Genomic DNA, 26398 nt, shown 5'->3' on the forward strand with positions numbered 1-26398 from the left:
CTGAACGTCAACGACGACGGCGAGGCTTGCCGCGCCCGCCGGACTTGGGCACGCTCCGGCGACGGTCCGGTTCGCGCTGCTTCTTTTTGGCGGGTGCCGCCTTGCCGGTCTTCGCTTGCGTTTCCTGCTGCCCGCGAGTGCTGTTCACCGTGCGCCCGCGGACGATGCCGATGAACTGCTCCACGAGGTCGCTGGTCTCGCCCTCCGGCCAGGACAACGCGACGCGCGACTGCGGCGCGTCCTCGACCGGCCGGTAGGTGAGATCACGCCGATGGTGCAACCGGGCAAGCGACTGCGGCACCATCAGCACGCCGACGCCCGCCGCCACCAGCTCGATCGCGTCGCCAGTCGTCTCGGGCCGCTCCAGGGCGGGCTTGCCGGGCAGCTGGTCCCACTCGAGCGAGTCGTCGAGCGGATGCAGCACGAGCTCGTCCGCGAGGTCCGCAATGGACACCTCGTCGGCCGCCGCGACCAGGTGATCCTTGGGAACGACGACCACCGTGGTCTCGGTGTAGAGCGGGATCGCGTGCAGCCCGTCGCGGTCGGCGGACAGCCGCAGCAGCGCCGCGTCCACCCCGCCGTCGCGCACGACGCCCGCGGCCTCGGCAGCAGCGACCGCGACCAGGTCGAGCGGCACTTCGGGATTGCGTTCGCCCCAGATCCGGACCCACTTCGCGGGGGTCGCACCCGGAACGTAGGCGAGCCGGAACGCCGAGGCCTGGTCGGCTCCTGTCACGTGGCAAGGCTACCGGCGCGGGGTCGCCGGTTACGCTGGTGGGCATGACGGCGCAGAAGACCCCCCAGACCATGAAGCCGGCGACGGCAGCGAAGAAGCTGGGCGTCTACCTCGAAGCGACCCCCGCAGAGTTCCGCGCGGGCGCCGTCTCGCGCGACGAACTGAACGCCCTTCAAACCGACCCGCCGGAATGGCTCCGCGACCTGCGCCGCAACGGCCCGCACCCGCGCCCGGTGGTAGCCGCGAAACTGGGAGTCTCCATCGGCGGCCTGGCCAGGGGCGGCGTCACCGAAGCCCTGACGACGGACCAGATCGAGGCCCTGAAAGCCGAAAACCCCACCTGGCTGCAACGCGAACGCGACACCCAAGCCGAAGTCCGCCGCGAAGCCGCGAGGCTGAACGCGGAGAAGAACGACTAGCCCGTCCACTTCGGACCTTCTTGCGCGCCCGTGTTGGTGCGTTACGTGGGGGAACCTTGATTCCTTCAGGTTCCCCTCACGACTGTTTTCTGGCGCGCGTGAGGGACCCCTTCACGGACGCAGATTCCCTCAAGGAGCCCTTCACGGCCTTCGTCGCGGTGCACGAAGTCCGTGAGGGGACCCCTCACAGACCCTGATTCCGTGAGGGTTCCCCTCACGACTGTTCCTCGCGCGCGTGAAGGACCCCTTCACGGACCCAGATTCCCTCAAGGAGCCCTTCACGGCCTTCGTCGCGGCGCGCGAAGTGCGTGAGGGGACCCCTCACAGACCCTGATTCCGTGAGGGTTCCCCTCACGACCTCCCCACCGCTGCAACGCCGCGTTCGGTGCACCCCCACGCACCCAACGCCACATTGGGTGCGCTGGATGCACCCAATGCCACAGTCGGTGCGTCACATGCACCCAATGCCACAATGGGGCGCTATTCCGCGACCGCAGCCCCACCCGCGACCAGCCACCCAAACCACACGCACCAGCCGCAGCCCACTCACCCAACGAGACCAGACACCCAACGCACGCGGACCCGCCGCAGCCCGCTCACCCAACAAGACCAGGCACCCAACCCACGCGCCCTAAACCACAGCCGATGCACCCACCCATCGAGGCACCCAGCCCCTCCCCCGCACCCCGATACGAAGCCTCTGAGGTTCCCCCGGTGTGCCGGACACTCTGATCCTTGGCTTTGGCCTGGGGAAGGATGTTGTTGTGTCTGGTTCGTCGAGGTATCCGGAGGAGTTCCGGCGGGACGCGGTCGCGTTGGCGCGGTCGGCGTCTCGTCCGTTGGCGCAGGTGGCTCGTGAGCTGGGGGTGAATCACGAGACCCTGCGGACGTGGGTGCGGGCCGCCGACCGCGCCGACCAGGCGGCCGCGACCGGCGGCGACGCCGCGGAGCGGGAACTGCGGCAGCTGCGCAAGCGGGTGGCGGAGCTGGAGAAAGAGAAGGAGATCCTGCGGAAAGCGGCCGCCTATTTCGCGCAGGAGATGGATCGTTGACCCGCAGCTACCGGTTCATCTCCGAACACCGCGGCGCCTACGGCGTCGCCCGGCTGTGCCGTGTCCTCGATGTGCGCCGTCCCGGTTTCTACGAGTGGCTCGCCGCCGGCCCGGCCCGCGAACAGCGGGCCGCCGGCGAGGACCGGCTGGCCGGGGAGATCATCGAGATCCACGCTGCTCACCAGGGTGCTTACGGCAGTCCGAGAATCACCGCGGAACTGCGCCGCCGCGGCGAAGCGGTCAACCACAAGCGCGTCGAGCGGGTGATGCGCGAACGCGGGATCGCCGGATTCACCCGTCGCCGGCGGCAGTCGCTGACCCGCCCCGACACCGCCGCGGCCGCGCCGGATCTGATCGGCCGCGACTTCACCGCCGACGCGCCGGGACAGCGGCTGGTCGGGGACATCACCTACCTGCCCACGCAGGAAGGCTGGCTTTATCTCGCGACCGTGCTCGACCTGCACACCCGCGAAATCGTCGGCCACGCCCTCGCCCCGCACATGCGCGCCGGCCTGGTCTGCGACGCGATCACCCTCGCCGCGGACCGCGGCCTGGTCAACGCGGGCGCGGTGTTCCACTCCGACCGCGGCACCCAATACGCCTCAGCGGAATTCCGCGCCACCCTCGCCGCACACGGCATCCGCCCGTCGATGGGCCGGACCGGGTCCTGCTACGACAACGCCGCCGCCGAGTCCTTCTTCGCCACCCTCAAAACCGAAATCGGCACCCGCTCCTGGACCACCCGCCACCACGCACGCGAAGCCGTCTTCGCCTACCTCGCCTACTACAACCACGACCGGCTGCACTCCACCCTCGGCTACCGCACACCACACGAAACCCGCCTGAACTATCGTCACCACCACGCCCACGCGGCATGAAACCCGGTGTCCGACCGCCGGGGGAAACCTCACTCCCTGCGGTCTGGGGGTGCTTGTCAAGGCATCTTTCCCGCCTTGACAAGCACCCCCAGACCGTCAGCACAATCAACCTTCGGGGTGCCCCACGCAACCAACGCCCGATGTCGCCGCCAGGCGACGAGCAGTCACAACCACCCCCGCTCCTCAGCAACCCGAACCGCCCCCATCCGATTCCGGGCCCCCGTCTTGGCAATAGCTCCGGACAAATAATTCCGCACAGTCCCCTCAGACAAATACAAACTCCCAGCGATCTCCGCCACCGACCCCCCGCCCCGGGCCGCGATCAGCACATCCCTCTCCCGAGCAGTCAACGGCGATTCCCCAGCAGCCAAAGTAGCCACCGCCAACGCCGGATCCACCACCCGCTCCCCCACCATCACCCGCCGAATAGCGTCCCCCAACGCCTCCGCGGGCGCGTCCTTGACCACAAACCCCACCGCCCCAGCCTCCATAGCCCGCCGCAAATACCCGGCCCGCCCGAACGTAGTCAAAACAACCACCCGGCACGAAGGCACCTGCTCCGCCAAAACCGCAGCCGCGGCCAACCCGTCCAGCCCAGGCATCTCGATATCCAGCAACGCAACATCCGGCCGATGCTCAAGCGCCGCCCCCACCACCTCATCCCCGCGCCCGACCTGCGCGACCACCACAAAATCGTCCTCAAGATCAAGCAAGGTCCCCAACGCCTGCCGCACCAAAGCCTGATCATCCGCAAGCAACAACCGAATAGTCACGCCACCGTCACCCGCAACCGCCACCCCCGAGGCCGCACCGGCCCCGCCTCCATCCGCCCGCCAGCAGCGACCACCCGATCCCGCAACCCGGATAGCCCATTCCCGGCATCCGCGGCAGAACCAACACCGTCGTCACGAATTTCCACGGAAGAACCCGAAACAATCACCGCGCAAGCGGTAGCCCGAGAATGCCGAACCACATTAGTCAACCCCTCCCGCACCACCCAGCCGAACAATTCCTGATGAGGCCCGTCCACCGCAGAAGGAAAATCCGCACTAATCCCCGCCGCCCGCAACAATTCGCGCCCCCGGGCGAGCTCCCCGGCCAGCGTCACCTCCCGATACCCGGAAACCGCCGCCCGGACATCCGCCAAAGCCTGCCGGGACAACTGCTCAACCTCGCCGATCTCCTCGACTGCCCGCTCATCCCCCTTGACCGCGAGCCGCCGGGCAAGATTGCTCTTCACCGTGATCGCGGTGAGCGAATGCCCCAGGAGATCATGCAAATCCCGCGAAATCCGCGAGCGCTCGGCATCCGCGGCCAACCGCTGCACCTCCGCCCGCGCCTGCACTAACGCCCGGTTCGCCCGCAACGCCTCCGCGAACGCGACCACCACCAGCACGGTGAACACCAACGCCGCCGCCTGCGCCCACCCCGGGTCGGCCTGCCAAACCGCCCACGGCACCAGCACTGTCGCCGCAGCAGCGATCGGCACGATGACCGCACCCCAGCGCGGCAACCTCGGAACCGCGAGCGAAACCACCACGGCGAGCAGGTAAAACGCGTTCGCCCGAGCGATCGGCAGCACGACGGCGAACAGCACCGTCAACGCCCCGGTCAGGATCCAGAAAAGCCGGCTTCGGAACTGGTAAGCAGCGATGGCCGCCCCGATGTAGCAGGCGCAGAACGCCAGCAGCGCCACCACCGCCGCGGGCTCGCCGCCGGTTTGGGCGAGGACGATCAGCGGATACACCAGGAGGCCGGCGTCCAGCACGAGCCGGCGCCAGCCCAGTACCCAGCGTTGGGCGTCGGAATCGGGGCCGCGGTCCACGTCCGGCACGCTACTCGGAGAACAGCGAACGCACGTGCCGTCCGTTGACCAGGACGACCACCGCCAGCAACAGCGCCCCGCAGACGCCCTGCTCAAGCCGGACCCACAGCGGCAGAAAGCCCGGAATCGACACGATGACGACGATCGCGACCGTCATCACCGCCGACACGATCCGGAGCCGCAGCAGCCCTCGTTTCGACCCGTGAGCCGCGCTTCTCGCGAACAGGAACGTGAGCAGCGCGCTGGCCGCCACGATCGTGGCCCGGACCCAGACGACGTCGGTGACCATCGACGGGTCGTCTCGGAAGAGGAAGATCGCGCCGAGGGTGAGCACGCTCAGCGCCAGGTAAGCCCCGGTGAGGACGCGGACCGCCCTGATCCGGGGTTGTTCGGAAACCGTTGCGGGACGGGAGTTCATGACTGTCCTTTCCGGACCGTTGGGCGGTCCGGAGGAGCCGGCGCCGCTTGCCCGTCCCATGGTGGGCGGACGGGCAAGCGAGCCGTAGTGTCACCGCGCACCGGTGCGCGATGACATTTGTCAGAACCCGGTCATCCGCGCCGTCAGCGGGCAGCCGTGAGCTTCGGCCCGATCGCCGCGCCGGCGATCACGAGCACCCCGCCGAGGATGAGCAGATACGCGCCGAGGCCGACTTTCGACAGGTCCTCGGAGAACATCGCGACGATCCCCGCGATGTGGAAGGCCAGCATGACGGTCGCCCGGCCCGCGAAGACGGTGCGGTACCACCAGAAGTTCGGCGGAGTGAGCTCCCGGCGGCGAATCCCGCTGAGCCAGTACGCCGACCTCTTCGTGCGCAGCGCGCCGAGCGTCCACGGGAGAGTGGACAGCAACGTCGCGGCGATCAGGAGGAAGGCGAGGAACCGCACGTACATCGCGGCGAAGCTGTCCATGCCGGACGTCATCTTGCTGAACGCGTCGATGAAGGTGACCGAGGCGGTTTGGGAGCCCAGGGTGAACGTGACCCAGGGGACGAACAGGGCGACGACCTCGAGGATCGCGCCGAGAGCCACCGGGATCGCGCCGAGCCCCGGGGTGGTGAGCGGCTGGTTCTGGGGCAGGAAGCCCTGGCCGGGTGCGGCGTAACCGGCTCCCGGCTGCTGGGGCGGGTAGCCCGGCTGTTGTGCTGGATAACCCGGCTGGCCGGGGTAGGCCGCCTGACCGGGGTACGGCTGGCCCGGCTGGAACTGACCCGGTTGCCCCGGGTACTGCGCCTGCCCGGGCTGTCCGGGGTACTGCCCAGGCTGTCCGGCCTGGCCCGGGTACGAGCCCGGCTGGCCCGGGTACTGCTGTCCGTACTGCGGAGACTGCCCGGCCTGCTGCGGATAACCCGGCTGCGTTCCGGGTTGCTGCGGATAACCGGCGCCCGGCGGAGGCGCCTGCCATCCCGGCGGGACCGCGCCCGGTTCCTGCGGCGTTCCCGGCTGCTCCTGTGGACCCCCTGAGGTGCTCATGGCCGCCGATGGTAACTGCCGCACCGACGCGGCGAACGGCGAAATTCCGGCTCGGCTATGACGAGTCCGCACAACGGGACCGATCGGTTCCCCGAACCCCGCACAACCGGCCTGCTGACCAGGCCAATCGCCGAAACCGAGCCCGGAGATCCGGGACCGCCGAGCCGGTCCCACGCTGCACACCCAGGCGCAGCGCGGGACCGGTCTCACCTCGGCGAAGTCACCGGGCAGCGCGCAGGATCAGGTCCGCCACCGCTTCCGGCTGCGAAACCAGCACCGCGTGCGACGCGCCCTCCACCTCGACTACCTCCGCCTCCGCGCGTTCCGCCATGAAGCGCTGCGCCTCGGCGGGGATGTTCTTGTCCGCGGTCGGGATCAGGCTGTACACCGGCAAGTCCTTCCACGCCGGTGCGGGCGATGCCTCGTCCAGGGCCGCTGCCGCGATCGGGCGCTGGCCCGCTGCCATCAGGCTGGCCTGCGCGGCCGGGACGTCCGCCGCGAACTGCTGGTGGAACAGGTCCTGCCGGACGTAAAGGTCGACGCCGTTCGCCAGGGCGACCTGCTCCAACGTCTCGCCCAGCGTGCCGCCGGGGAACTTGCCGGCCAGTTCGCCCGCGCTTTCGCCCTCGTCCGGGAGGAAGCCGGCGATGTAGACCAGCGCCCGCACCCCGGGGTGGCCCGCCGCGGCGGCCGAGATCACCGAGCCGCCGTAGGAGTGGCCGACCAGGACGATCGGGCCCTCGATGCTGTCGAGCAAAGACCGCACGGAGGCGGCGTCCTCGGCGACTCCGCGCAGCGGGTTCGCCGCCGCGATCACCCGGTGCCCGGCCGCTTGCAACCGCTCGATCTCCCCGTTCCAGCTGGACGAATCCGCGAACGCGCCGTGCACCAGAACGACAGTGGCAGTCATGAGGTCCTCCTCAGAGAAAGTTCCGAACGGGACCCACAGTACAACTAAGTTGTGCGCAATCAAGTTGTACTCAATGAGATCTGGGTCACGGCTCGCGGTAAGCCGTCGGCGGGGCGCCGAGCAGGCGGCTGAACATCGTCGTGAAGGCGGCGGGGCTTTCGTATCCGAGGGTGACCGCGACGTCGGCGACCGGAAGGTCCGCGGCCAGCAGCGGGAGTGCGTGCAACACACACGCCCGCTCCCGCCAGCGGGCAAAGCTCAGGCCCGTTTCGGCGCGGAACAGCCGGTGCAGCGTCCGTTCGCTGACGTGCAGCTCCGCCGCCCAGCGAGACGGCGGATCGTGCACATCGGGAGCGTCCGAAAAGGACTGACACAGGGCGCGCAAACCCTCGTGCCGCGGCCACGGAAGTTCGAGCGGCAGCGGTACGCAGCGGGAGATTTCGTGCAGCAGAAGGGAAATCAGTGTGGCATCGCGACCGCGGCGAGGGTATTCCGGGGCGACGTCCGCGGCTTCCCGGAGCAGTTCCCGCAGCAGCGGCGAGACGTCGACGGTCTGGCAGCGGCGCGGGAACCACGGCACGGCGGACGGTTCCAGATACAGACTGCGCGTGGTCACGTTCATCATCACGACGCTGTGGTCGGTTTCCGGCGGGATCAGCACCGCGCGCCGCGTCGGGACGGTCCAGGTCCCGTCTGCCGTTCCGACCCGCATCGCGCCGGTGGCTCCGTAGAGGAACTGCGCGCGGCGATGGCGATGCGGCGGCAGGAAGTGGTCCGGCGGGTAGTCCGTGCTGATCGCGAGCACGGCCCGCGGCAGGGCGTCGACCTCGGACAACGGAACGTTGCGCATGCCTCCAGAGTAGGTGTCCGATCCTCGAAAGAAGCTGGCGAATCTTCGGATGCGCGCCGCACCCGGCACGACCTACCTTGAAGCCAGTGTTGACCTCGATTCTGATTCTTCTGCTCTTCGGCTGCCTCAGCGGCGTCACGACCGTGCTGTTCGGCTTCGGCGGCGGATTCGTCACCGTGCCGGTGGTCGCGGCGGTCACGAGCCGCGGCGACGCGATGCATGTCGCGGTCGCGACGTCCACCGCGGTAATGGTGGTGAACGCGGTCAGCGCGACGGTCGTGCAAGCCAGGGCCGGACGTCTCCGTCGCGACTACATCTGGCCGCTCGCCGCGTTCGTCGCGATCGGTGCCGTCATCGGTTCGGTGGCCGCGACCTACGCCGGGGACGGACTGTTGCGCGTCCTGTTCATCGTCTACCTGGCAGTGACCATTGTGGACAGCCTGGTGCGCGGCGGATTCCTTAAACCGCAAGGGGAAGCCAAACCGCTGAGCACGTTCACGACCACCGCGGGCGGCGTCGGAATCGGTGCGGTGGCGAGTTTTCTCGGGGTGGGCGGCAGCGTCATGACGGTGCCGTTGCTGCGCCGCAAGGGACTGCCGATGACGGACGCGGCGGCGATGGCGAACCCGCTCAGCGTGCCTGTCGCGGTGGTGGCGACGGCGGTCTACGCGACAGCGGGCGGCGGGCCGTCGGGGTATCTCGACCCGATCGCGGGCGCGGCACTGCTGGCCGGTTCACTGCCGACGATCGCGCTCGTCCGCCGGGTCGCCGACCGGTTGCCGGACAAGGTGCACGCCGTCGCGTACGTGGTGCTGCTGGCGGCCGCGCTGATCGCGGTCGCGGTCAGCTGAGCACCGATCGGACGTGTCCTCGTCGCGCGCGACGACCGTGGTGCCGTCGTCGGCGGTGATGATCGGACGCTGGATCAGCTCCGGGTGCTCGGCGAGCGCGGCGATCCACCGTGGACGGTCTTCCGGGGTCCGGGACCAGGATTTCAGCTCGAGTTCACCGGCGATTTTCTCGCCGGTGCGGGTGATGTCCCACGGGTCGAGGCCGAGCCGGTCGAGCACCGCGACGAGCTCCGCCTCGGTCGGCGGATCCTCCAGGTAGCGGCGCACGGTGTACTCCGCGCCGGCCTCGTCGAGCAGCGACACCGCCGAGCGGCACTTGGAACAACGCGGGTTCACCCAGATCTCCACCCGCGCAGTCTAACCCGCACGTTGTCGCGGGCGGAGTCCTTGGCTGGCAAGACTTCTGCGGTGCGTCCTGGATCACTTGCCCCGATCGGGTGGAACGGGCGTACCGTTCTTGCATGACCCTGCCGATTACCACCGACCGTCTCGTGATCCGGGACTGGACGGCTGACGACGCCGAAGCCGCGTATCAGATCTACGGCTCCTCCGACGTGACGCATTGGCTCACTCCCGCGATGGACCGGGTCGCGGACGCCGCTGCGATGCGGTCGGTGTTGCAGGCCTGGCAGGAGGCGCAGCCGAATCTGACCCCGCCTCGGGGGCGGTGGGCGGTTGAGCTGCGGTCTGACGGCCGGGTGATCGGGGGGCTGGGGATTCGGTTGCTGCCGCCCTATCGGGAGGATTTGGAGCTGAGCTGGCAGTTGCGGCCCGAGGAGTGGGGGCACGGGTACGCGACCGAGGCCGCGCGGGCGTTGGTGGAGTGGGCGTTTTCCCAGGACGGGACTGATGAGTTGTTCGCGGTGGCGCGGCCTAGTAATTCCCGGGCTATTGCTACTGCGGAGCGGATCGGGATGTCTTGGGTTGGGGAGACTACTAAGTATTACGAGTTGAGGTTGCAGGTTTATCGGGTTCGGCGGGGGGATGTTGTTTGATCGTTTGCTGGGCGGCTCGTCGCCTGGCGGCGACATTGCGCACCTTGGTTGCGTGGGGCACCCCGAAGCTTGATTGTGCTGACGGTCTGGGGTGGCTTGTCAAGGCGGGAAAGATGCCTTGACAAGCCACCCCAGACCGCAGGAGAGCTTCGTATCGGGGTGCGGGGGTGGTGTGGGTGCACCGGTGCGGTTTAGGGCGCGTGGGTTGGGTCGGTCGTGAGGGGGACCCTGGGGGAATCTGGGGCTGTGAGGGTTCCCCTCACGACCGGTTGTGCCGCGGGGCGGGTGTGGCTTGTCAGCGGGTTGCGGTGGCGGGGGTCCAGAGGGCGTCGATTTCTCGTTCTGCTGCGGAGAGGCTTTCTTCAGCGTGCGGGCGGAATTCCGCCAAAGCGGGGTTGACGTCTGCCATGGTGAATTCTGCTGTGATGAAGCGCGGTTCCAGGCCGGTCAGGGAAAGGCCGTGCGGTAGCCAGCCTTCTGCGTGGTCCCAGCCGTGCCTTGGGGTGCCTTCGCCGTAACCTCCGCCGCGGCTGGCCAGGACCAGGAGTTCTCGGCCGCCCAGGACTGACGGGTCCTCGCCGGCAGCGGCGATCATGCGGTCTACCCAGGCTTTCACCGAGCTGGGGGCGCCGTAGTTGTAGAGCGGGAGGCCCAGCAGCACGGTGTCTGCGGCCAGCACTTCCGCGGCGAGCTCTTCGCCGATTCGGGCGGCTTCGCGGTGGGCTGCGGTGTGCTCCGACGCGGGGGTGATGCGGGCTTCCCAGGCCAGCGGGTCCAGGTGCGGGACTGGGTTCGCGCCCAGATCTCGGTAGGTCACCGTTCCGTCTGGATGGGCGGCTTGCCAGGCCTGAGCCGCGCGTGCGCTGAGTTTGCGGCTCACCGAGCGGTCGCCGTTGATGCTGGAGTCGAGGTGCAGCAGGTGTGCCATGTCGATGACCGTCCGTAGATAGTTTGTGTAAGACAAACCATTTATAGCACGGCAGCTACCCGGACTGTCTCGTAGACTGGACACATGGCTCCGCTGCCGCTCGTCGCCCAGGCTCCGCGCAGGTCTGGTGCGTTGCTCGAGCACTTCGCGCGCCGGATCCGGCTGCGCGCGGAGAGTGTGCTCGCTCCGTTCGGGCTGCGGCCTCGGCATTTGATCGCCCTGACCGTCCTCCAGACCCGCGGTTCCAGCACCCAGCAGTCCCTCGCACAGATCCTCGAGATGGACAGCACCAACGTCGTCGGCCTGCTCAACGACCTCGAGGCCGACCAGCTGATCGAGCGGCGCCGTTCGCCGGAGGACCGCAGGCGGCACGTCGTCGTGCTGACCGACCGGGGTGCGAAGGAGCTGGCCCGGGCCGAGGCGGCGCTCGCGGCGGTCGAGGACGAGGTCTTCGCGGCGCTCGATCCGGATCAGCGCGAGCAGCTCTACAACTTGCTGTTGCAAGCGGCTTCCGGAACGGTCGACAGCAGCTCCTGCACCGAGGAGCCTCCGCCGACCTGCTGACGGGAGGGGCAGCGAATGGACGGTGCCGCCGAGCGGCTGGCGAAGTACCGCGCCATGCGCAACTTCGCGAAGACCGACGAGCCGGCTGGTGCGAACGCTCCGAGGGAACCCGGTTACCGCTTCGTCGTGCAGCGGCATCGGGCGCGGCGGAAGCATTACGATTTCCGGCTCGAGCTCGGTGGCGTGCTGGTCAGCTGGGCGGTGCCGAAGGGGCCGACGCTCGATCCGAAGGCGCGGCGGATGGCCGTGCACGTCGAGGACCATCCGCTGGAGTACGCCGATTTCGAGGGCGTCATCCCGCGCGGCGAGTACGGCGGCGGCGACGTGATCGTGTGGGATCGCGGACGCTGGGAGCCGGTCGACACCGACGATCCCGAGCAGGCGCTCGCGGACGGGAACCTGCACTTCGACCTCTACGGCGAGAAGCTGGCCGGGCGCTTCGTGCTGATCCGTCCGAAGAAGGACGACGACGGGAAGCAGTGGTTCCTGCTGCACAAACAGGACGACCACGCCACCTCGGGCTGGGACGCCGAGGACCATCCGAAGTCGGTGAAAAGCGGGCTCACCAACGACGAGATCGCGGCCGCTCCGCCTGCGTTGTGGCGGAGCGATCTGCCCGCGACCGAGGCGGAAGTGCCGTTGCACGCGGTGTTCGAGCCAGCGTCCGAGGACGAACTCGAAGCGCTGAGCGAGCTGGGCAAGCAGGGCACGTGGACGGTCGCCGGGCGGCAGTTGAAGGTCACCAATCTCGACAAGACGTTGATCCCCGGACGCGACGGCGAAGCGCCGATCACCAAACGGGAACTGATCGAGTACTACACCCGGATCGCGCCGACGATGCTCCCCTACCTCGCCGGCCGCGCGCTCAACACCAACCGGCTCCCCGGCGGCGTCGGCAAACCCGGGTTCTGGCACAAGGAAGTCCCCGACCACGCGCCGGAGTGGCTGCACCGCTGGCATTACGAGGCAGCCGACCCCGGCGACGTGCAGCAGTACCTCGTCCCCTCCGGCGTCGCGGATCTGGCCTGGCTGGCCAATTTCGCCGCGCTGGAACTGCACGCCTGGACGTCGCGCACGTCGGACGTCGAGCATCCGACCTGGCTGCTGTTCGACATCGACCCCGGTTCGGAAACCTCGTTCGACGACGTGCTCGCGCTCGCCCGGCTGCACCGCACCGCGCTCGATCACTTCGGGCTGATCGGGCGGCCGAAGACGACCGGGCAGCGCGGGATCCAGATTTGGGTGCCGATCGAGCCGCGATATACGTACGCCGAGACCCGGTCGTGGGCGGAAACCGTGTCGAAGTCGATCGGCAAGATCGTGCCGGACCTGGTGAGCTGGGCGTGGCACAAGGACCGCCGCGGCGGGCTGGCGCGGCTCGACTACACGCAGAACGTGCTGAACAAAACCCTCGTCGCGCCGTACAGCGTGCGGCCGAAGCCGGGGGCGCCGGTGTCCGTCCCGCTGGAGTGGGACGAACTCGACGACCCCGACCTCACTCCGGATCGGTGGACGATCCGGACCGTGCTCGATCGCGTGGCGAAGGCGGGAGATCCGTTCGCGCAGCTGCTTGACGTGCACCAACGCCTGCCGCAGCTGTCGTGAAAATCCCGGCCGCGGCCACGACGGCGAAGCCGATCAGCAGGTAGCGCGCGGACGTCACCATCGACGGCGCGCCCAGGTTCACCAGCAGACCCGCGATCGACGCCCCGAACGCGGTCGCCATCGTGAGCACGGTCGCGATCGCCGCTGCCGCTTGCTGACCGCTGGCCATCGCGGCGACCGACAGGTGCGGCATGGCGATGCCGATCCCGGTGCCACCGGCGAGAAGGACGACCAACCACGCCAGCACCGACGCGTTTTCCCGCTGCAGCAAGGCAAGTACGACGAACGCGGCCGCCAGCAGGGTCGGTCCGGCCAGACAGAGCAGCCGGACGCGACGAGCCGAGGAGCTGACGATCTGCCCGGCGGACCAGCCGAACGACAGCGCGGCGGAGAAGAAACCCGCTGCGGCAGGCGGCAATCCGCCGAGATGCTGGCCGAACAGCGGCAGGAACGACTCGACCGAAACTCCGGCGGCGAGGCACATGATGGTCAGGTAGACCCATCGCAGCGGCGAGCCGGAATAGGTCTCAGCGGGCAGCACCCGTACCGCAGCACGCTTCTCGACGAGCAGAAACGCCGCCACAAAACCGAATCCCAGCACGATGAACGCCGCCATCGCGAGGACGTTGGTCAAGATTCCGGCGATGCTCACCGCTCCGACCGCGCCCACGACGGCCACCAATGCGAAGGTCGGCACCGGGGTCGACTCGCCGCTTCGTTCGCTGCGCGGGAGCGCCCGCGGCACCAAGGCCGCGATCACGACCGCCGCGCCAGCCAGCACGACGAACGCCGCCCGCCACGAACCGAATTGCGCGAACAACCCGCCGAGCGCCGGGCCGACGAGGTTGCCGACGCCGAACATCGCCGAGATCAACGCACTCCCCCGCGCCCACAAATGCCGCGGCAGCGCCGAGTGAATCACCGCGAACCCCAGTCCGGTCAGCAATCCGGCACCCAAGCCCTGCACTCCGCGTCCGGCCAGCAGCACCGGCATCGCAGGGCTCACCGCGCACACCACCGAGCCCGCCGCGAAAACGCCGAACCCGAGGTAGTACGCCGTCGCGTTGCCGAGCCGCGCGAGCGCCCGGCTGACGAACATCGTCGCGACGACCTGCGCGACCAGGAACGCCGTCATGTTCCACGCGTAAAGCCGCTCCCCGCCGATGTCGGCGACCGCGGTCGGCAAAAGGCTTGCTGCCACATAGATGTTGACCGCGCCGACCAGTACGCCGCCGGCCAGCACGACCGCGGTGCTGAAATGCGCTCCCAATTCGCGCCACGAACCCACTTGCTTCTCCTCCCGGATGCTGTGCGGTCGCATCATGTCCGGGCGGGAGACCCCGGTAATCAGACAAATCAGGCGTGAACTGGGTCACACTTTGGTGAGCACCACCAGGTAGCGGCACGGCTCGGTGCCGGGGTTCTCGTACGCGCAGTCGACCGGTCGGCCGAGCTGGAGGCAGTCGCCCGCGGCGAGTTCGTGCACGACGTCGCCTTCGTGGAATCGCAGCTGGCCGGACAGCACCCAGACCTGGTGCTCGGCGAAGGCGTAGGAGCTGGCCGGAAATCCGGCTTTCGCGCCGGGCGGCAGCTCGATTTCCACCAGCTCGGTAGCCCCGTGCCCGGGCGGCGAGACCGCGCGGCGCACGTAGCCGGTGACCGGGTCCTGCCAGGTCGGCTGGTCCTCACGCCGCGCGAGGCGGCGGTCGTCGTCGCCCTCCGCGCGGGCGATGAGCTCGGACAGCGTGAGCCCGAGCGCGGTGGCGAGCCGGCTCAACAGCACCGCCGTCGGCTGCGCTTCGCCGCGTTCGATTTTCCCGATCATGGCACGGGAAACTCCGGAACGTTCGGCGAGCACGCCCGCGGACAGCGCACGGTCCTGCCGGGCTTCGCGCACCGCCGCGGCGAGCGAGGCGGAGAGGGGATCGGTCACAGTGGTCGACTATAGCAGCGGATCGTGTCTACTATCGGGGACATGTTGATCCGACCTGCCGAGGAACGGGACGCGGAGGCGTGCGCGGCGATCTACGCGCCGTACGTCCGGGACACCACGATCAGCTTCGAGACCGAACCGCCGACACCGACGGAGATGGCCGCCCGGATCGCGAAGGCGACGAAGTCGTACGCGTGGCTGGTACTGGAAATCGACGGCGAGGTGGTCGGGTACGCGTACGGCAGCCCGTACAAGGAGCGCGCCGCCTACCGTTGGTCGTGCGAGGTCAGCGTCTACCTGGCGCAGGATCGTCGGCGCGCGGGTGGCGGGAAGGCCTTGTACGAAGCCCTTTTCGCCCGGCTTGCCGAACGCGGCTTCCGGATGGCGGTGGCTGGCATGACCCAGCCGAACGAACCCAGCGTCGGACTGCACAAGGCGATGGGCTTCGAACTCATCGGGACCTGGCGGCGGATCGGCTGGAAACACGGTGCCTGGCGCGATGTCACCTGGATGCAGCGAGAACTCGTCCCCGCCTCCGACGGCACACCGGAAGAACCGCGTTAATCCACGCCGAGGTCGAGTTCCTCGATGTCGTTCTCCAGCCGGGCGCGCCAGGACCACTTCGGTTCCGTCCAGTCGGTGTCCGACGGCGGCGGCTCGCCCAGCGGCAGCGCGGGATCGACCACGCCGTGCGTCACCCGGTAGGCCAGCGCGGACGTCGCCGCGCGGATCCACTTGTCCCCCGCCGCACCGGACGGCGGCGCGACTCCGAACGCGTGCGTGAACCACACCGGCAGCAGCGCGCTCGACCCGATCGCGTCGGTGATCCGCTCGCGCAGCCGGGAATGCAGTTCTTCCCAATCCCGTTCGCACTTCTCGATCTGCGGCAGCACCCGGGTCCGCGTCACCTCGTCCGCGGCGAGAACCTGTTGCGCCGCTTCGGCATCCTGCTGCGCGGCGGGCAGCTGGCGATCCAGCACACCGCGTCGTCGAGCGACCACTTCGGACAGTCGCGACTCCGCGTCGTCCCGTTCCGGCGTGCCACGCTCGGCCTTCGCCAGTACCTCCAGCACGGCGATCAGCGCTTCCTCGCTCTGCGCCAGCACTTCCCGTGCCTGCGGCAGCCGCGCGACGTCCTCTTCGTACGGCCGGCGCTGGCTCGGCGTGAGCAGCTGCGCGGCCAGACTGTGCCGCCGCTCCGCCTCCGCGGCGAGCTGCCGCAGCCGCGGGCCGACGTCGTCCAGGTCGACCACCGGCACCTTCTCCGACACCCGGACCGCGCGTTCGAGCACCAGCAACCGCTGCCGGAGCCGTTCGAGCTGCCGGGCCGTGTGGTCCAGCCGGGTTTCGTGCCGGGAATGGGTCTCAGTGAACGACTCGACCGTCTCGCGCAGTTCGGAAAGCTCGCGGACGGTGCGGTTTTCCAGATCGTCGACAGTCTCCTGCATCCCGCCGACGGTGTCGGTGAGGGCGACCAGTTCCGGATCGGCTTCTGGCCCCTCCTCGGCGGGGTAGTACTCGGTGTCGCGGTAGTACTCGGAGTAGGTCACCGCGCCTCCTGCACCAGAAACGCCACGGTCGCCACCGTGGTGAGCGCGGCCAGAACGACCACGATCGACTGGGCCGTCGGCCCGGTCCCGATGAGCGCGGCCGCGGTGAAGATGGCGGCCAGCGCCCCGCTGTACGCGGCCCGCTGCCGCCGGTTGACCATCAGCGGCGTCGGCCCGAGCGGCCCGAATGCGATCCGCAAGCCGGCACCCAGGAGCGGCAACGCGAGCAGCAGCCAGACCGCGTTGAGCGCGCCGAACAGCATCATCGCCCCGCTCACCATCCCGACCGCGACCGGCGCGACCGCCAAGTACAGCGTCGTCCGCTGCACCTTCCCACGCTTCGCCTCCAACCGGGCGAGCCGCACCTGCTCGACGGCCGCGTCGACCTCCTTCTCGGTGCTCAGCAGCGCCTCCGCCCGCTCGACCAAGGCGTCGAGCGTCTGCGTGCGTTCGTCTTCCGCCTGGTCCGGCAGCTGCGCCAGACCCGCACGAAGCTCGCGGCGGAGCGCGGACGCGCGCGCCATCACGTGGTCGCGCTGGTCCTCGGCAGGCGTAGTCACCTGGCCACTGTAGGTACGAAGCGTGCTGAACCCGGGGAACGACGCGACTTCGGCCCGATCCGGTCAGAGGCGCAGCAGGTCTTTCCCGACGACGACCTCGCCGTCGAACCCGGCAGCGGCGTGGTCGCGCCACACCTCGTCGGCGATGTCGGCGTCGGTCGGGACGAAATGCGACAGCACGAGCGTCCCGACGCCCGCTTCCTTGGCCAACGCACCGACCCGCTCGACACTCGTGTGGCTCGCCAGCAGGTGATCCCGCAGCGTCGTGCCGTTGTAGCGGCTCACCATGGCGTCCACCGCGGGGACGTACATGACCTCATGCACCAGCACATCCGCACCAGCAGCGAGCCGCACCAGGTTCTCGCACGGTGCGGTGTCGCCGGAAATCACGATTGACCGGTCCGCTGTGTCCACGCGGTAGGCGAAGGCGTTCACGATCGGCGGGTGATCCACGCGGGCCGCGGTGATGCGGACGTTCTCGTCCTCGAAGACCACACCATCGCCGGTGACCTCGTGCGGGTCGAGCAGTTCATCCAACGGGCGCAGACCTTCGTCGCCGACCCTCGTGTCGATGTCGAAGCGGTTCAGCGCCAGGAAATGCCGGGTCATCTCCGCGAGCGGCGGCGGGCCGAACGCCGGGACCCGCCGTTCCAGGTTGGCGGCCCAGGCCAGCAGGTAGAGGTTGCCGTAATCGGCGTTGTGGTCGGAGTGGTGGTGCGTGATGCCGACCGCGCGCAGCGAGTCGAGCGGGACGCCCGCGTGCACCAGCTGCCGGGCCACTCCGTTGCCGCAGTCGATCACGTAAGTGGCTCCGTTGACGACGATCGCCTGCGCGGGAGCGCTCCGGGTGCGTTTCGGAGCGGGACCGCCCGCCGTGCCCAAGAGGATGAGCTGCGTGGTCATGCGTACTCGCTTTCGAGGTTGAAGGAAACAGTTCGCGACCGGCGCGCCAGCCACACGACGAGCCCCAGCACGCTCCAGGCTGCCAGCGCGAGCAGCGCCGGCAGGGTGATCTGCTTGAGCAGCAACCAAGTCTGCACCCCGAGGATCGCGACGCCGAGCACGGACAGCACGGCGTGCGACGTCCGGCGCATCCGGAACGGGGCCGCCGCGTGCAGTTCCGGACGCTGCCGGCGCACCCGCCACGACGCGATGATCAGCAGGGTGAGCAACGGCCCGGTGACGATCGACGTCATGGCCGCGATGTTCGCGACGCTGAAGCCGGCGAGCACTGGGACCACGCCGATCAGGTAGAGGATCGCCAGCAGCCAGTGCGGGGTGCCGAACCGGCGGTTCACCGCGCCGAGCCCGGCGGGCAGCCAGCCGTCGCCGGTCGCGGCCAGCACGGGTTTCGTCGCGGCCAGCAGCAGTGAATTGATGTGCCCGATCACCGACGCCATCGCGCCGCCGAGGATGAAGAACGCGAAACCGCCCGGGGAAAGGATGTGGCGGGCGACGTCCGACATCGGCTTGCCCGCGGACGCCGCCGCGCCGAGCACGCCTACCGACGGGATCGCCACGACCACGTAGATCACCGCCGCGACGAGAGTGCCGCCGACGACGGACAGCGGGATGTCGCGTCCCGGCCGCTTCATCTCGCCGCCGATGTCGGCGATCAGGAACGCACCGGTGGTGGCGAAGGTGAGCATGGCCGCCGCGTTGAGCAGGCCGCTGATGCCGTGCGGAGTCAGGTTCGCGAACTCGCTCCACCGCACCTGCCCGGCACCCGCGATCCCGTACAGCAGGAAGGCGGCGAGCATGGCGACCGCGAGCACGATGCCGACCCGGCTGGAGAACGTCGCGCCCGCCAGGTTCGTCAGGAAGAACACCGTGATCAGCGCGATCGCCAGCGGCCGGACCGGAACACCCGGCACGAGCGCGCTGACGTAGTTCGCCCCGGCCAGCGCCATCAGGCTGAGCTGGATGACCGACACGGCGGACAGCCACATCGACGCGAATCCGGCGCCAGGCGAGACCAGCCGCGCGGCGTAGGTGTAGCGGCCGCCGGTGACCGGCATCGCGCTGCCGAGCGACGCGATCGGCAGCGAATAGACGATCACCGCGAGCGCCGCGATGGCGAAGGCGATCGGCGCGCCGGCCCCGGTCAGCGCGATGGCGGTGCCCATCAACGCGACGACCCCGCCGCCCACTACCTGGTGGAACGAGACTCCGACGGCTTGGAAGAGGGAGATGCTTCGCTTGAGGTTCGCTTCTGCTTTGGTCGGCATCGTGATCACTGCCTCCTGCTGGCCGTTGTCGGTCGGCACAGCGTGACCCAATCCGCGACGCTTCGGAAATGCCGAATGCCCGCCCGGGCATAGCCGTTCGGGAATACCTCGGGATAGCCGGGCAGGCATGGGAATGAGCGAATCAGGCATTGGACGGGCATGGCGTCCGGCAAGAACGATGGGCTGCGTTCCTTCGCCGACTTTGTGGAGTTCCCATGACCGTGGCCCTCGCCGAAGCGGCCGCCCGCGACCTCGACGCCCAGGACCCGTTGCCGACGTCGCGGGCGCAGTTCCACGTTCCGCCCGCGACCGGCGGCGGCTACCCCGAGACGGCCTACTTCGCCGGGAATTCCCTCGGCCTGCAGCCGACCGCGACCCGCGCCGCATTGGACGCGGAACTCGCCGACTGGGCCCGGCTGGGCGTCGAGGGCCACGTCGAGGCAGCGCGTCCGTGGGTCTCCTACCACCAGCAGCTGCGCGAGCCAGCCGCGCGGCTCGTCGGCGCGCGTCCGGCGGAGGTCGTGATGATGAACTCGCTGACGGTCAACCTGCACCTGATGATGGTCAGCTTCTACCGGCCGACTCCGGAGCGGCACGCGATCGTCATCGAGGACACCGCCTTTCCCTCCGACAGCTACGCGGTGCGCAGCCAGGTCGCGTTCCACGGCTACGACCCAGACGAAGCCGTCATCCGGCTTTCGCCGCGTCCCGGGGAATCGACGTTGCGCAGCGAGGACGTCGCAGACTGGCTCGCCGAGCACGGACATCGGGTCGCGCTCGTCCTGCTCGGCGGGGTCAATTACTACAGCGGCGAACTGCTCGATATCCCGGCGATCACTCGCGCCGGGCACGCCGCCGGAGCGATCGTCGGCTGGGATCTCGCGCACGCGGCGGGCAATGTGCCGCTGCGGCTGCACGACTGGGACGTCGACTGGGCCGCTTGGTGCACCTACAAATACCTCAACAGCGGACCGGGTGCGATCGCTGGAGCCTTCGTGCACGAGCGGCATCTCGCGGACCGTTCGCTGCCGAAGCTGGCCGGTTGGTGGAGCACCGACCCGGACGTGCGGTTCCGGATGCAGCCGACCGTCACGCCGGTCGACACCGCCGACTCGTGGCAGCTGTCGAACCCGCCGATCCTCGCGATGGCCCCGGTGCGCGCCTCGCTGGAGATGTTCGACGCGGTGGGCATGGCTGCGTTGCGCGCCAAGAGCATCCGGCTGACCGGCTACCTCGAGACGCTGCTCGACGAGGTCTGCGCGGGACGTCCGCTGGAGGTGCTCACGCCCCGCGACCCGGACCGTCGGGGTGCGCAGCTTTCCGTCCGCCTGCACGGGTTGGACGCCGACGACGTCAGCGCCGCGTTGCGGACCCAGCACGGCGTTATCGCGGACGCACGCCGTCCCGACGTCATCCGCCTCGCGCCGGTGCCGATGTACTCCACCTTCCACGACTGCTGGCGCGCGGCGACCGCACTGGCGGAGGTCACTGGCGGTTCTTGCGCCGGATCTTGATCGTCCGCAGGTCGGTGACCGCGTAGTTCAGGTCCCGGTACGGCAGGCCGTGCGCGGCCAACGCGGCGGTCGCGCCGTCTTTGGCCGCGCGTTCGTCGTCGTCCGGACCGGCCGGGACCTGGCAACGGAAGGTGAACGCCGTCGCGTTGACGTCGTGTGTGAAGGTGCCTTGCTCGGTGAAGGCGACGTCGGTTTTGTCCTCGAGCGAAGCACGGGCGGCCTCGTCGAGGGAGTCGAATTTGCCGCGGATGATTACGCGGAACGCGTCCATGTCAGGTGTCCTTCCGGGTCGCATAAGTCAGAACTTGTTCGCTGAGCAGGCCTTCTACCGCGTCGAGGAGCGTGAGCGCCGCCTCCGCGATGTCGTCCGGCTGCTCGCCGGCGACGGTGCGTTTGCCGATCTCGCCGTACAGCAGGCTGTGCACCCACCCGATCTGCGCGGCGACCAGGCCGGGCACCGGATCCCCCTGCGCCGCACCGGTTTCCGCGACCAGCAGGTCGGCGAGTTCGGCGACCATCTGCTCGCCGAGTTCCCGCAACCGGGCGGCGAGCGTGGGCGCGGCCAGCATCATCGGCAGCACCCGGCCGAACCCCGGGCTGAGCCCGATCGTCCGCGAGCGCTGCTCGATCTCGCCGCGCAGGCGGTCCAGCACCGCGCGCGCCGCGGACACTCCCGGCTCGCGCGCCTGCACGATCCCGGCCAGCCGTCCCGCCGACGCCTCCGACGGCGGCAGCACCAGGTCTTCCTTGACGCGGAAGTGGTTGTAGACGGTGTTGACCGCGACGTCGGCGGCCTCGGCCACCTCGGCGATCGTCACCGCCTCGAATCCGCGGTCGACGAACATCCGCAGCGCGGTTTCCGCGATGCGCCGCACGGTCTCCTGCTTCTTCCGCTCTCGAAGTCCCACGCCGGAAAGTGAAGCAGACTGCAAATTTGGTGTCGACTGCATTTATTGCCCGAACCTCCTGGATATCGGGGAGATCCCGGAGGACGGGACGGGGGCCGGCACGGCATCATCGACCAGGTGCGGATCGGCTTGCTGGGCCCGCTGGAGGTCCGGAACGACGACGGTGCCGCGGTCGAGATCACCGGCGCCCGATTGCGGACGCTGCTGAGCGCCCTCGCGCTGGAGCCCGGCCGGGTCGTCTCGGCCGGGCAGCTGGTCGACGCCGTCTGGGGGACGCGTCCGCCGGCCACGGCCAACGCGTTGCAGGCGCTCGTCTCGCGGCTGCGCCGGGTCGGCACGCGGCTCGATTCCACCCCGTCCGGCTACCGGCTGCCCGAGGCGACCGTCGACGCGGCCCGGTTCGAGGAGCTGGTCATCGCCGCCCGGACAGCGTCTGACGAGAAGCGCGTCGTACTGCTGCGCGAGGCGCTCAACCTGTGGCGCGGCCCGGCGCTCGGCGACGTCTCGGACGCGCAGTTCTTCCAAGGCCACATCGCGCGGCTGAACGAGCTACGGCTGTCCGCCACCGAGGAGTACGCCGAAGCCGCGCTGCGGCTGGGCCACGGTGCGGATCTGACCGAAGAGCTGTCGAGGCTGCTCGCCGAACATCCATTGCGCGAACGGCTGGCCGCGGCGTTGATGCTCTCGCTCCAAGCTGCCGGACGACCAGCCGAAGCGCTGCAAGTGTTCGCGCGGATCCGGATGGCGCTCGCGGACGAACTCGGTGCCGACCCGGCCGCTGAACTGGCCGCCGCGCACACCAAAATCCTCCGCGAGACGGTCGCCGACGAGGACGTCGCGCGCACGAACCTGCGGGCCGGGTTGACCAGTTTCGTCGGCCGGAACACCGAGGTCGCGCGCGTGGCCAAGCTGGTCGGCGAGTACCGGCTCACCACGCTGACCGGGCCCGGCGGAGCCGGAAAGACTCGCCTGGCCACGGAAACCGGACGGCATCTGCTGACCGAACGCGGCGGCGTGTGGTTCGCCGAACTGGCCCCGATCGGGGACGGCGCGGATGTTCCGCAGGCCGTGCTCGACGCGTTGGGCCTTCGCGAGCAGATATACAAGGGATCGCTCGCCAGCGGCACTCCGCGCGAGCGGGCGACGAGAGCGTTGCGTGACCGGGACGCGGTGCTGGTGCTCGACAATTGCGAGCACGTCATCGAAGCCGCCGCGGAACTGGCCGACCACCTGCTCGGCGAGTGCCCGCGGCTGCGCATCCTCGCGACCAGCCGGGAACCGTTGGCGCTGACCGGCGAAGCACTCTGGCCGGTCGAACCGCTGACGCTGCCCGCGGAAGGCGCGACGTCCGTCGAAGCGATGTCGTGCGCTTCGGTGCGACTGCTGGCGGACCGTGCCGCTGCGGTGCGGCCAGGGTTCGTCGTTGACGAGTCCACAGTGGACGAAGTGGTGCGGATCTGCCGGGCGCTCGACGGAATGCCGCTCGCGGTCGAACTCGCCGCGGCCCGGTTGCGGTCGATGACCGTGTCGCAACTGGCGGCCCGGCTCGACGACCGGTTCCGCCTGCTCACCGCGGGCAGCCGGACCGCGTTGCCGCGGCACCGCACGCTCCGCGCGGTCGTCGACTGGAGCTGGGACCTGCTGGAACCGGACGAACGGCAGCTGCTGCGCCGGTTGGCGGTGTTCTCCGGCGGCGCGACCGCGGAAGCCGCGGAAGCGGTCTGCGGCGGTACTTCGGAGCTGCTCAGCGCGCTAGTCGACAAATCACTACTGACCGTCTCCGCGGACGCCGAGCCGCGCTACCGGATGCTCGAGACGATCAAGGCGTACGGGCTGGAGCAGCTCACTGCGGCCGACGAACGCGAGGAAATGCGCCAAGCGCACGCCGAGTGGTTCGCCTCCTTCGCCGAGACCGGCGACAAATACCTGCGCCGGGCGGAGCAGATCGAATGGCTGGCGCGTTTCGCCGCCGAGCACGGCAATCTGATCTCCGCCACGCGCGGTGCCATTGCAGCGGGCGAAGCCACGACGGCACTGCGGCTGGCGACGTCGTGCGCGTGGTTCTGGATGCTGACCGGGCGCAAAACCGAGGCACAGGAAGTGATCGAGGCGGCGTTGGCGCTACCCGGCGAGGTGGTGGATCGCGAACTGCGCGCGATGGGCTACGCGATGGCCGCGTTGTTGCTGACCATCGGGATGTCCTCTGAAACCACCGCCGACGCGCTGGGCCGCAAAGCGCTCGAACTCAGCCGCGACAGCAAGAATGCCTTGCTGCGCTCCATTATTCCGGTGTTCACGCAAAGCGGGGATCCCAGCGTCATAGGGTCCACATTGGACGATTTACTATCCGATGAGGACCCGTGGCTGCGCGCCCATGCCCGGCTGCACCGCGCGCGGATACAGCTGAACCGCTGGCACGACTCAGCCGCGCAGGAAGCCGACACCCGCGAGGCTGTCCGGCTGTTCCGGCAGAGCGGGGAACGCTGGGGCATGTCGCTGGCGCTGAACAGCCTCGCCGAGGTCGTCGGCCGTCGCGGCGAACTGGAGGAAGCCGTTGCGTGCTACGAGGAATCCATCCAGGTCGTGTCGGAAATCGGTTCGGCCGAAGACGTTCTCTTCGCGCGAGGACGGCAAGCGCACCTGTTCTGGCAACTCGGTGACGCGGCAGCAGCAGCGACCGCGACAGCCGCTGCCGAACGCGACGCGCGGACCGTGCCGTTCCCTGATTCGCTCGCGTTTCTGGCCCAGACGAAAGCGGATCTGGCGCGCTGGCGCGGAGACCTCACGGAAGCCCGGGCGGAACTGAACCGGGCCGAAGCGTTGCTGAGCGAAGTCTCGCCGCATCCGTTGTTCTGCGCGATGATCCAGCATTCGCACGCCTACCTGGACGCGCAAGCCGGCGACCTGCCCACAGCCCGGGGCCGCCGCCGCGAAGCACTGGCCCTGGCCGCGGAATCCGGCGAGGTGCTGTATCTGTCGATCGTTCTCGTGGGCATCGCCGACCACGCTGTGCGCTTGGACCGCCCAGTCGCCGCCGCTGACCTGCTGGCCGCCGCAGACCACCTCCGCGGCGGCCCCCACCTGGCCCTTCCCGACGCGACTGCCGCTGCGGCCGCCGTCCAGGCCCAGCCGTCAGGCACGGTCGACGACCCAGTCGCTCTCGCTTACGACGTCCTCAGCTGACGAATCCTTCGGAAGCCACCGCAGCGCAAGCACTCCCAGCCCCGCGCAAAGCACGGCCGCGATGCCCATGGCGACATGCAAACCAGTCACGTGCGCCTCCGCGGTCCCCTCCGACCGGACGACGAACGCCGCGACCGAACCGAGCACCGCGATGCCCAGCGCGTTGCCGATCTCGTTGGACGTCTCCGCGATCGCACCCGCCGAGCCCGCGCGGTCAGCCGGGACCGCGCCGACCGCAGTGTCCGCGACGAGGGAGAATGAGATCCCGTAGCCGACCCCGGCCACCACCGACGAGGCGATGAACCAGCCGATTCCGCCGGTGGCAGTGGTCGCCAGCAGCAACGCCAATCCGAGCGCCATCGCGAAATGACACGTCACCAATGCCGCCCGGTTCCCGATCTTCAAGGAGAACGCCGGGGTGAGGACACAAACCGCGGTAAGCGCGGCTGCCCCCGGAAGCGCCAGCAACGCGGCGGCGAGCACGGACACGCCCAGCACCGACTGGAGGTACATCCCGGTCAGAAATGCCGCAGCTGACCAGGCGAACAGCGACAACACTCCGGTGATCACCGCGACGGTGAAGGCCTTCTCGCGGAACAAGGTCACGTCGAGGAGCGGATACGCCAACTTCCGCTGCCGCCGCAAAAACCACGTGAGCACCGCCGCTCCGAACACCCCGGCGAGTGCCGACCAAGACAGACCGTAGGCAGCGAAGTTCTTGACCGCGTAGACCGTCAGCAGCAAACCGCCCGCGGACAAGACGATGCTGAGCAGATCGACCTTGCCCGGCCGGGTCGTCTTGACCTCCCGGAGCACCACGGGCGCGGCAGCGAGGAAAACCGCGACCACCGGCAGGTTGACCAGAAACACCGACCCCCACCCGAACCGGCTCAGCAGCACCCCGCCGAGGATCGGCCCGATCGCGAAGCCGGCGGCGAACGTCGCAGCGAAAATCCCGATCGCGCGGGCCCGCCGCCGCGGCTCCGGGAACACCTCGCTGAGCACCGCGAGCCCCGACGGCAGCAACGTCGCACCGCCGAGCCCCATCAGCACGCGACAGCCGATGAGCCATTCCGGCCCGGTCGCGAACGCGGCGCCCGCCGAGCCCGCCCCGAACACCGCGGCGCCGATCATCAGCAGTTTGAGCCGCCCGTACCGGTCGCCGAGGCTGCCGAACGCGATGAGCAGCGAGCCGACCGCGAAGCCGTAGCTGTCGAGGATCCACAGGGCTTGGTCCGGCGTCGGGGCGAGGGCGTGCGTGATGGTCGGCATGGCCAGGAACAGGATCGAACCGTCCATCGAGACCAGCAGGACCGGTCCGAGCACCACGAGCAGCCCGAGCCAGGCGCGGCGAGTTTCCGTCATGCCCCCGATCCTGGGAACGGGCGAACCGCCTCGGCCAGCACCTGCGATGAGTACCCCTCGCAGGTGCAGGCAGC

General features: G+C 69.2%; 26 protein-coding genes and 1 pseudogene. 9 read left to right on the plus strand and 18 right to left on the minus strand.

Translation table 11 applies throughout. The features are described from left to right. Window positions 1–7: 7 nt before the first annotated feature. Window positions 8–736 (minus strand): LysR family substrate-binding domain-containing protein, encoded by a 729-nt coding sequence (locus FKO37_RS42840; protein WP_238608081.1) that lies wholly within the window; start codon window positions 734–736, stop codon window positions 8–10. Between the two features lie 44 nt (window positions 737–780). Here FKO37_RS42840 and FKO37_RS42845 point away from each other — a divergent pair, with 44 nt between their 5' ends. Both FKO37_RS42845 and FKO37_RS42855 read left to right on the plus strand, forming a co-directional pair. Next, complete coding sequence (locus FKO37_RS42845; RefSeq protein WP_238608082.1) at window positions 781–1155, plus strand: DUF5997 family protein; 375 nt, start codon at window positions 781–783, stop codon at window positions 1153–1155. A gap of 764 nt (window positions 1156–1919) precedes the next feature. Then, a protein-coding gene (locus FKO37_RS42855) for an IS3 family transposase (protein ID WP_374204288.1) occupies window positions 1920–3085 on the plus strand; the annotation gives its coding sequence in 2 pieces (ribosomal slippage) (window positions 1920–2186 and window positions 2189–3085; 1164 coding nt in all). 164 nt (window positions 3086–3249) lie between these two features. On the opposite strand, the gene FKO37_RS42860 is transcribed toward FKO37_RS42855, so the two are convergent. From FKO37_RS42860 to FKO37_RS42885, 6 genes are all read right to left on the minus strand, one after another. Next, window positions 3250–3858 (minus strand): response regulator transcription factor, encoded by a 609-nt coding sequence (locus FKO37_RS42860; protein WP_238608083.1) that lies wholly within the window; start codon window positions 3856–3858, stop codon window positions 3250–3252. Beyond that, the gene (locus FKO37_RS47440; RefSeq protein WP_308196577.1) at window positions 3855–4910 is read right to left on the minus strand and encodes a sensor histidine kinase; all 1056 of its coding nucleotides are present in this window, start codon (window positions 4908–4910) and stop codon (window positions 3855–3857) included. Before FKO37_RS47440 ends, FKO37_RS42860 begins: the two co-directional genes overlap by 4 nt. A gap of 10 nt (window positions 4911–4920) precedes the next feature. Further along, window positions 4921–5328, minus strand: a complete 408-nt coding sequence (locus FKO37_RS42870; RefSeq protein WP_051729554.1) for a hypothetical protein — start codon at window positions 5326–5328, stop codon at window positions 4921–4923. A 143-nt stretch (window positions 5329–5471) separates the two neighbouring features. Then, the gene (locus tag FKO37_RS42875; RefSeq protein WP_238608084.1) at window positions 5472–6380 is read right to left on the minus strand and encodes a hypothetical protein; all 909 of its coding nucleotides are present in this window, start codon (window positions 6378–6380) and stop codon (window positions 5472–5474) included. A gap of 220 nt (window positions 6381–6600) precedes the next feature. Continuing rightward, the gene (locus FKO37_RS42880) at window positions 6601–7290 is read right to left on the minus strand and encodes an alpha/beta fold hydrolase (protein ID WP_238608085.1); all 690 of its coding nucleotides are present in this window, start codon (window positions 7288–7290) and stop codon (window positions 6601–6603) included. An 85-nt stretch (window positions 7291–7375) separates the two neighbouring features. Next, window positions 7376–8140 carry a helix-turn-helix transcriptional regulator gene (locus FKO37_RS42885; RefSeq protein WP_238608086.1) on the minus strand — a complete coding sequence of 255 codons (765 nt, stop codon included), beginning with the start codon at window positions 8138–8140 and terminating at the stop codon, window positions 7376–7378. An 86-nt stretch (window positions 8141–8226) separates the two neighbouring features. On the opposite strand from FKO37_RS42885, the gene FKO37_RS42890 reads away from it, so the two are divergent. Beyond that, window positions 8227–8991 (plus strand): sulfite exporter TauE/SafE family protein, encoded by a 765-nt coding sequence (locus FKO37_RS42890; protein WP_238608087.1) that lies wholly within the window; start codon window positions 8227–8229, stop codon window positions 8989–8991. Between the two features lie 12 nt (window positions 8992–9003). Here FKO37_RS42890 and FKO37_RS42895 read toward each other — a convergent pair. Then, window positions 9004–9339 (minus strand): annotated as a pseudogene (locus tag FKO37_RS42895) (ArsC/Spx/MgsR family protein); the annotation flags it as partial. A 113-nt stretch (window positions 9340–9452) separates the two neighbouring features. On the opposite strand from FKO37_RS42895, the gene FKO37_RS42900 reads away from it, so the two are divergent. Continuing rightward, window positions 9453–9986 carry a GNAT family N-acetyltransferase gene (locus tag FKO37_RS42900; RefSeq protein ID WP_043839465.1) on the plus strand — a complete coding sequence of 178 codons (534 nt, stop codon included), beginning with the start codon at window positions 9453–9455 and terminating at the stop codon, window positions 9984–9986. Between the two features lie 295 nt (window positions 9987–10281). On the opposite strand, the gene FKO37_RS42905 is transcribed toward FKO37_RS42900, so the two are convergent. Continuing rightward, the gene (locus FKO37_RS42905) at window positions 10282–10914 is read right to left on the minus strand and encodes an FMN-dependent NADH-azoreductase (RefSeq protein ID WP_043839467.1); all 633 of its coding nucleotides are present in this window, start codon (window positions 10912–10914) and stop codon (window positions 10282–10284) included. 84 nt (window positions 10915–10998) lie between these two features. Between FKO37_RS42905 and FKO37_RS42910 the strand changes: the two genes are divergently transcribed. Further along, the gene (locus tag FKO37_RS42910; RefSeq protein WP_037818398.1) at window positions 10999–11478 is read left to right on the plus strand and encodes a MarR family winged helix-turn-helix transcriptional regulator; all 480 of its coding nucleotides are present in this window, start codon (window positions 10999–11001) and stop codon (window positions 11476–11478) included. Window positions 11479–11493: 15 nt separating this feature from the next. Next, window positions 11494–13083: a DNA polymerase ligase N-terminal domain-containing protein gene (locus FKO37_RS42915; RefSeq protein ID WP_238608088.1), complete on the plus strand. Its 1590-nt coding sequence runs from the start codon at window positions 11494–11496 to the stop codon at window positions 13081–13083. Here the strand turns inward: FKO37_RS42915 and FKO37_RS42920 are convergent. Further along, a complete protein-coding gene (locus FKO37_RS42920) occupies window positions 12974–14371 on the minus strand; it encodes an MFS transporter (protein WP_238608089.1) in 1398 nt (465 codons plus the stop codon). The genes FKO37_RS42915 and FKO37_RS42920 overlap by 110 nt on opposite strands. Before the next feature lie 84 nt (window positions 14372–14455). Next, window positions 14456–15016, minus strand: a complete 561-nt coding sequence (locus FKO37_RS42925; RefSeq protein ID WP_238608090.1) for a helix-turn-helix domain-containing protein — start codon at window positions 15014–15016, stop codon at window positions 14456–14458. A gap of 42 nt (window positions 15017–15058) precedes the next feature. Here FKO37_RS42925 and FKO37_RS42930 point away from each other — a divergent pair, with 42 nt between their 5' ends. Continuing rightward, window positions 15059–15580, plus strand: coding sequence for an arsinothricin resistance N-acetyltransferase ArsN1 family B (locus FKO37_RS42930; protein WP_238608091.1), 522 nt, complete (start codon window positions 15059–15061; stop codon window positions 15578–15580). On the opposite strand, the gene FKO37_RS42935 is transcribed toward FKO37_RS42930, so the two are convergent. The 4 genes from FKO37_RS42935 to FKO37_RS42950 all read right to left on the minus strand — a co-directional run bounded on the left by FKO37_RS42935 (window position 15577) and on the right by FKO37_RS42950 (window position 19393). Beyond that, window positions 15577–16566: a hypothetical protein gene (locus FKO37_RS42935; RefSeq protein WP_238608092.1), complete on the minus strand. Its 990-nt coding sequence runs from the start codon at window positions 16564–16566 to the stop codon at window positions 15577–15579. The genes FKO37_RS42930 and FKO37_RS42935 overlap by 4 nt on opposite strands. After that, entirely contained in the window at window positions 16563–17126 is a 564-nt protein-coding gene (locus FKO37_RS42940) for a hypothetical protein (protein ID WP_238608093.1), read from the minus strand. The genes FKO37_RS42935 and FKO37_RS42940 overlap by 4 nt, the downstream gene beginning before the upstream one ends. A 63-nt stretch (window positions 17127–17189) precedes the next feature. After that, window positions 17190–18029, minus strand: a complete 840-nt coding sequence (locus FKO37_RS42945) for an MBL fold metallo-hydrolase (protein WP_238608094.1) — start codon at window positions 18027–18029, stop codon at window positions 17190–17192. Then, entirely contained in the window at window positions 18026–19393 is a 1368-nt protein-coding gene (locus FKO37_RS42950) for an APC family permease (protein ID WP_238608095.1), read from the minus strand. Before FKO37_RS42950 ends, FKO37_RS42945 begins: the two co-directional genes overlap by 4 nt. A 176-nt stretch (window positions 19394–19569) precedes the next feature. Between FKO37_RS42950 and kynU the strand changes: the two genes are divergently transcribed. Then, window positions 19570–20868, plus strand: coding sequence for a kynureninase (gene kynU, locus FKO37_RS42955; RefSeq protein ID WP_238608096.1), 1299 nt, complete (start codon window positions 19570–19572; stop codon window positions 20866–20868). On the opposite strand, the gene FKO37_RS42960 is transcribed toward kynU, so the two are convergent. Together FKO37_RS42960 and FKO37_RS42965 are read right to left on the minus strand one after the other, a co-directional pair. After that, the gene (locus tag FKO37_RS42960; protein WP_238608097.1) at window positions 20840–21139 is read right to left on the minus strand and encodes a DUF6204 family protein; all 300 of its coding nucleotides are present in this window, start codon (window positions 21137–21139) and stop codon (window positions 20840–20842) included. The genes kynU and FKO37_RS42960 overlap by 29 nt on opposite strands. Before the next feature lies 1 nt (window position 21140). Beyond that, entirely contained in the window at window positions 21141–21776 is a 636-nt protein-coding gene (locus FKO37_RS42965) for a TetR/AcrR family transcriptional regulator (protein WP_238608098.1), read from the minus strand. Window positions 21777–21893: 117 nt separating this feature from the next. Here FKO37_RS42965 and FKO37_RS42970 point away from each other — a divergent pair, with 117 nt between their 5' ends. Beyond that, on the plus strand, window positions 21894–24959 hold the full coding sequence (locus FKO37_RS42970; RefSeq protein ID WP_238608099.1) for a BTAD domain-containing putative transcriptional regulator: 3066 nt from the start codon (window positions 21894–21896) through the stop codon (window positions 24957–24959). On the opposite strand, the gene FKO37_RS42975 is transcribed toward FKO37_RS42970, so the two are convergent. Beyond that, window positions 24909–26324 carry an MFS transporter gene (locus tag FKO37_RS42975; protein WP_238608100.1) on the minus strand — a complete coding sequence of 472 codons (1416 nt, stop codon included), beginning with the start codon at window positions 26322–26324 and terminating at the stop codon, window positions 24909–24911. The two genes, FKO37_RS42970 and FKO37_RS42975, sit on opposite strands and share 51 nt — an antisense overlap. Between the last annotated feature and the right edge of the window lie 74 nt (window positions 26325–26398).

Source organism: Amycolatopsis sp. Poz14 (assembly GCF_006704225.1).
In the GTDB taxonomy this organism is placed as follows: domain Bacteria; phylum Actinomycetota; class Actinomycetes; order Mycobacteriales; family Pseudonocardiaceae; genus Amycolatopsis; species Amycolatopsis nivea.

Bases quoted from the DNA above. Each gene is read 5' to 3' on its own strand.
- FKO37_RS42845 (WP_238608082.1), top strand. From the start codon at position 781: ATGACGGCGCAGAAGACCCCCCAGACCATGAAGCCGGCGACGGCAGCG.
- FKO37_RS42870 (WP_051729554.1), bottom strand. From the start codon at position 5,328: ATGAACTCCCGTCCCGCAACGGTTTCCGAACAACCCCGGATCAGGGCG.
- FKO37_RS42875 (WP_238608084.1), bottom strand. From the start codon at position 6,380: ATGAGCACCTCAGGGGGTCCACAGGAGCAGCCGGGAACGCCGCAGGAA.
- FKO37_RS42880 (WP_238608085.1), bottom strand. From the start codon at position 7,290: ATGACTGCCACTGTCGTTCTGGTGCACGGCGCGTTCGCGGATTCGTCC.
- FKO37_RS42885 (WP_238608086.1), bottom strand. From the start codon at position 8,140: ATGCGCAACGTTCCGTTGTCCGAGGTCGACGCCCTGCCGCGGGCCGTG.
- FKO37_RS42900 (WP_043839465.1), top strand. From the start codon at position 9,453: ATGACCCTGCCGATTACCACCGACCGTCTCGTGATCCGGGACTGGACG.
- FKO37_RS42905 (WP_043839467.1), bottom strand. From the start codon at position 10,914: ATGGCACACCTGCTGCACCTCGACTCCAGCATCAACGGCGACCGCTCG.
- FKO37_RS42910 (WP_037818398.1), top strand. From the start codon at position 10,999: ATGGCTCCGCTGCCGCTCGTCGCCCAGGCTCCGCGCAGGTCTGGTGCG.
- FKO37_RS42915 (WP_238608088.1), top strand. From the start codon at position 11,494: ATGGACGGTGCCGCCGAGCGGCTGGCGAAGTACCGCGCCATGCGCAAC.
- FKO37_RS42930 (WP_238608091.1), top strand. From the start codon at position 15,059: ATGTTGATCCGACCTGCCGAGGAACGGGACGCGGAGGCGTGCGCGGCG.
- FKO37_RS42945 (WP_238608094.1), bottom strand. From the start codon at position 18,029: ATGACCACGCAGCTCATCCTCTTGGGCACGGCGGGCGGTCCCGCTCCG.
- kynU (WP_238608096.1), top strand. From the start codon at position 19,570: ATGACCGTGGCCCTCGCCGAAGCGGCCGCCCGCGACCTCGACGCCCAG.
- FKO37_RS42960 (WP_238608097.1), bottom strand. From the start codon at position 21,139: ATGGACGCGTTCCGCGTAATCATCCGCGGCAAATTCGACTCCCTCGAC.
- FKO37_RS42975 (WP_238608100.1), bottom strand. From the start codon at position 26,324: ATGACGGAAACTCGCCGCGCCTGGCTCGGGCTGCTCGTGGTGCTCGGA.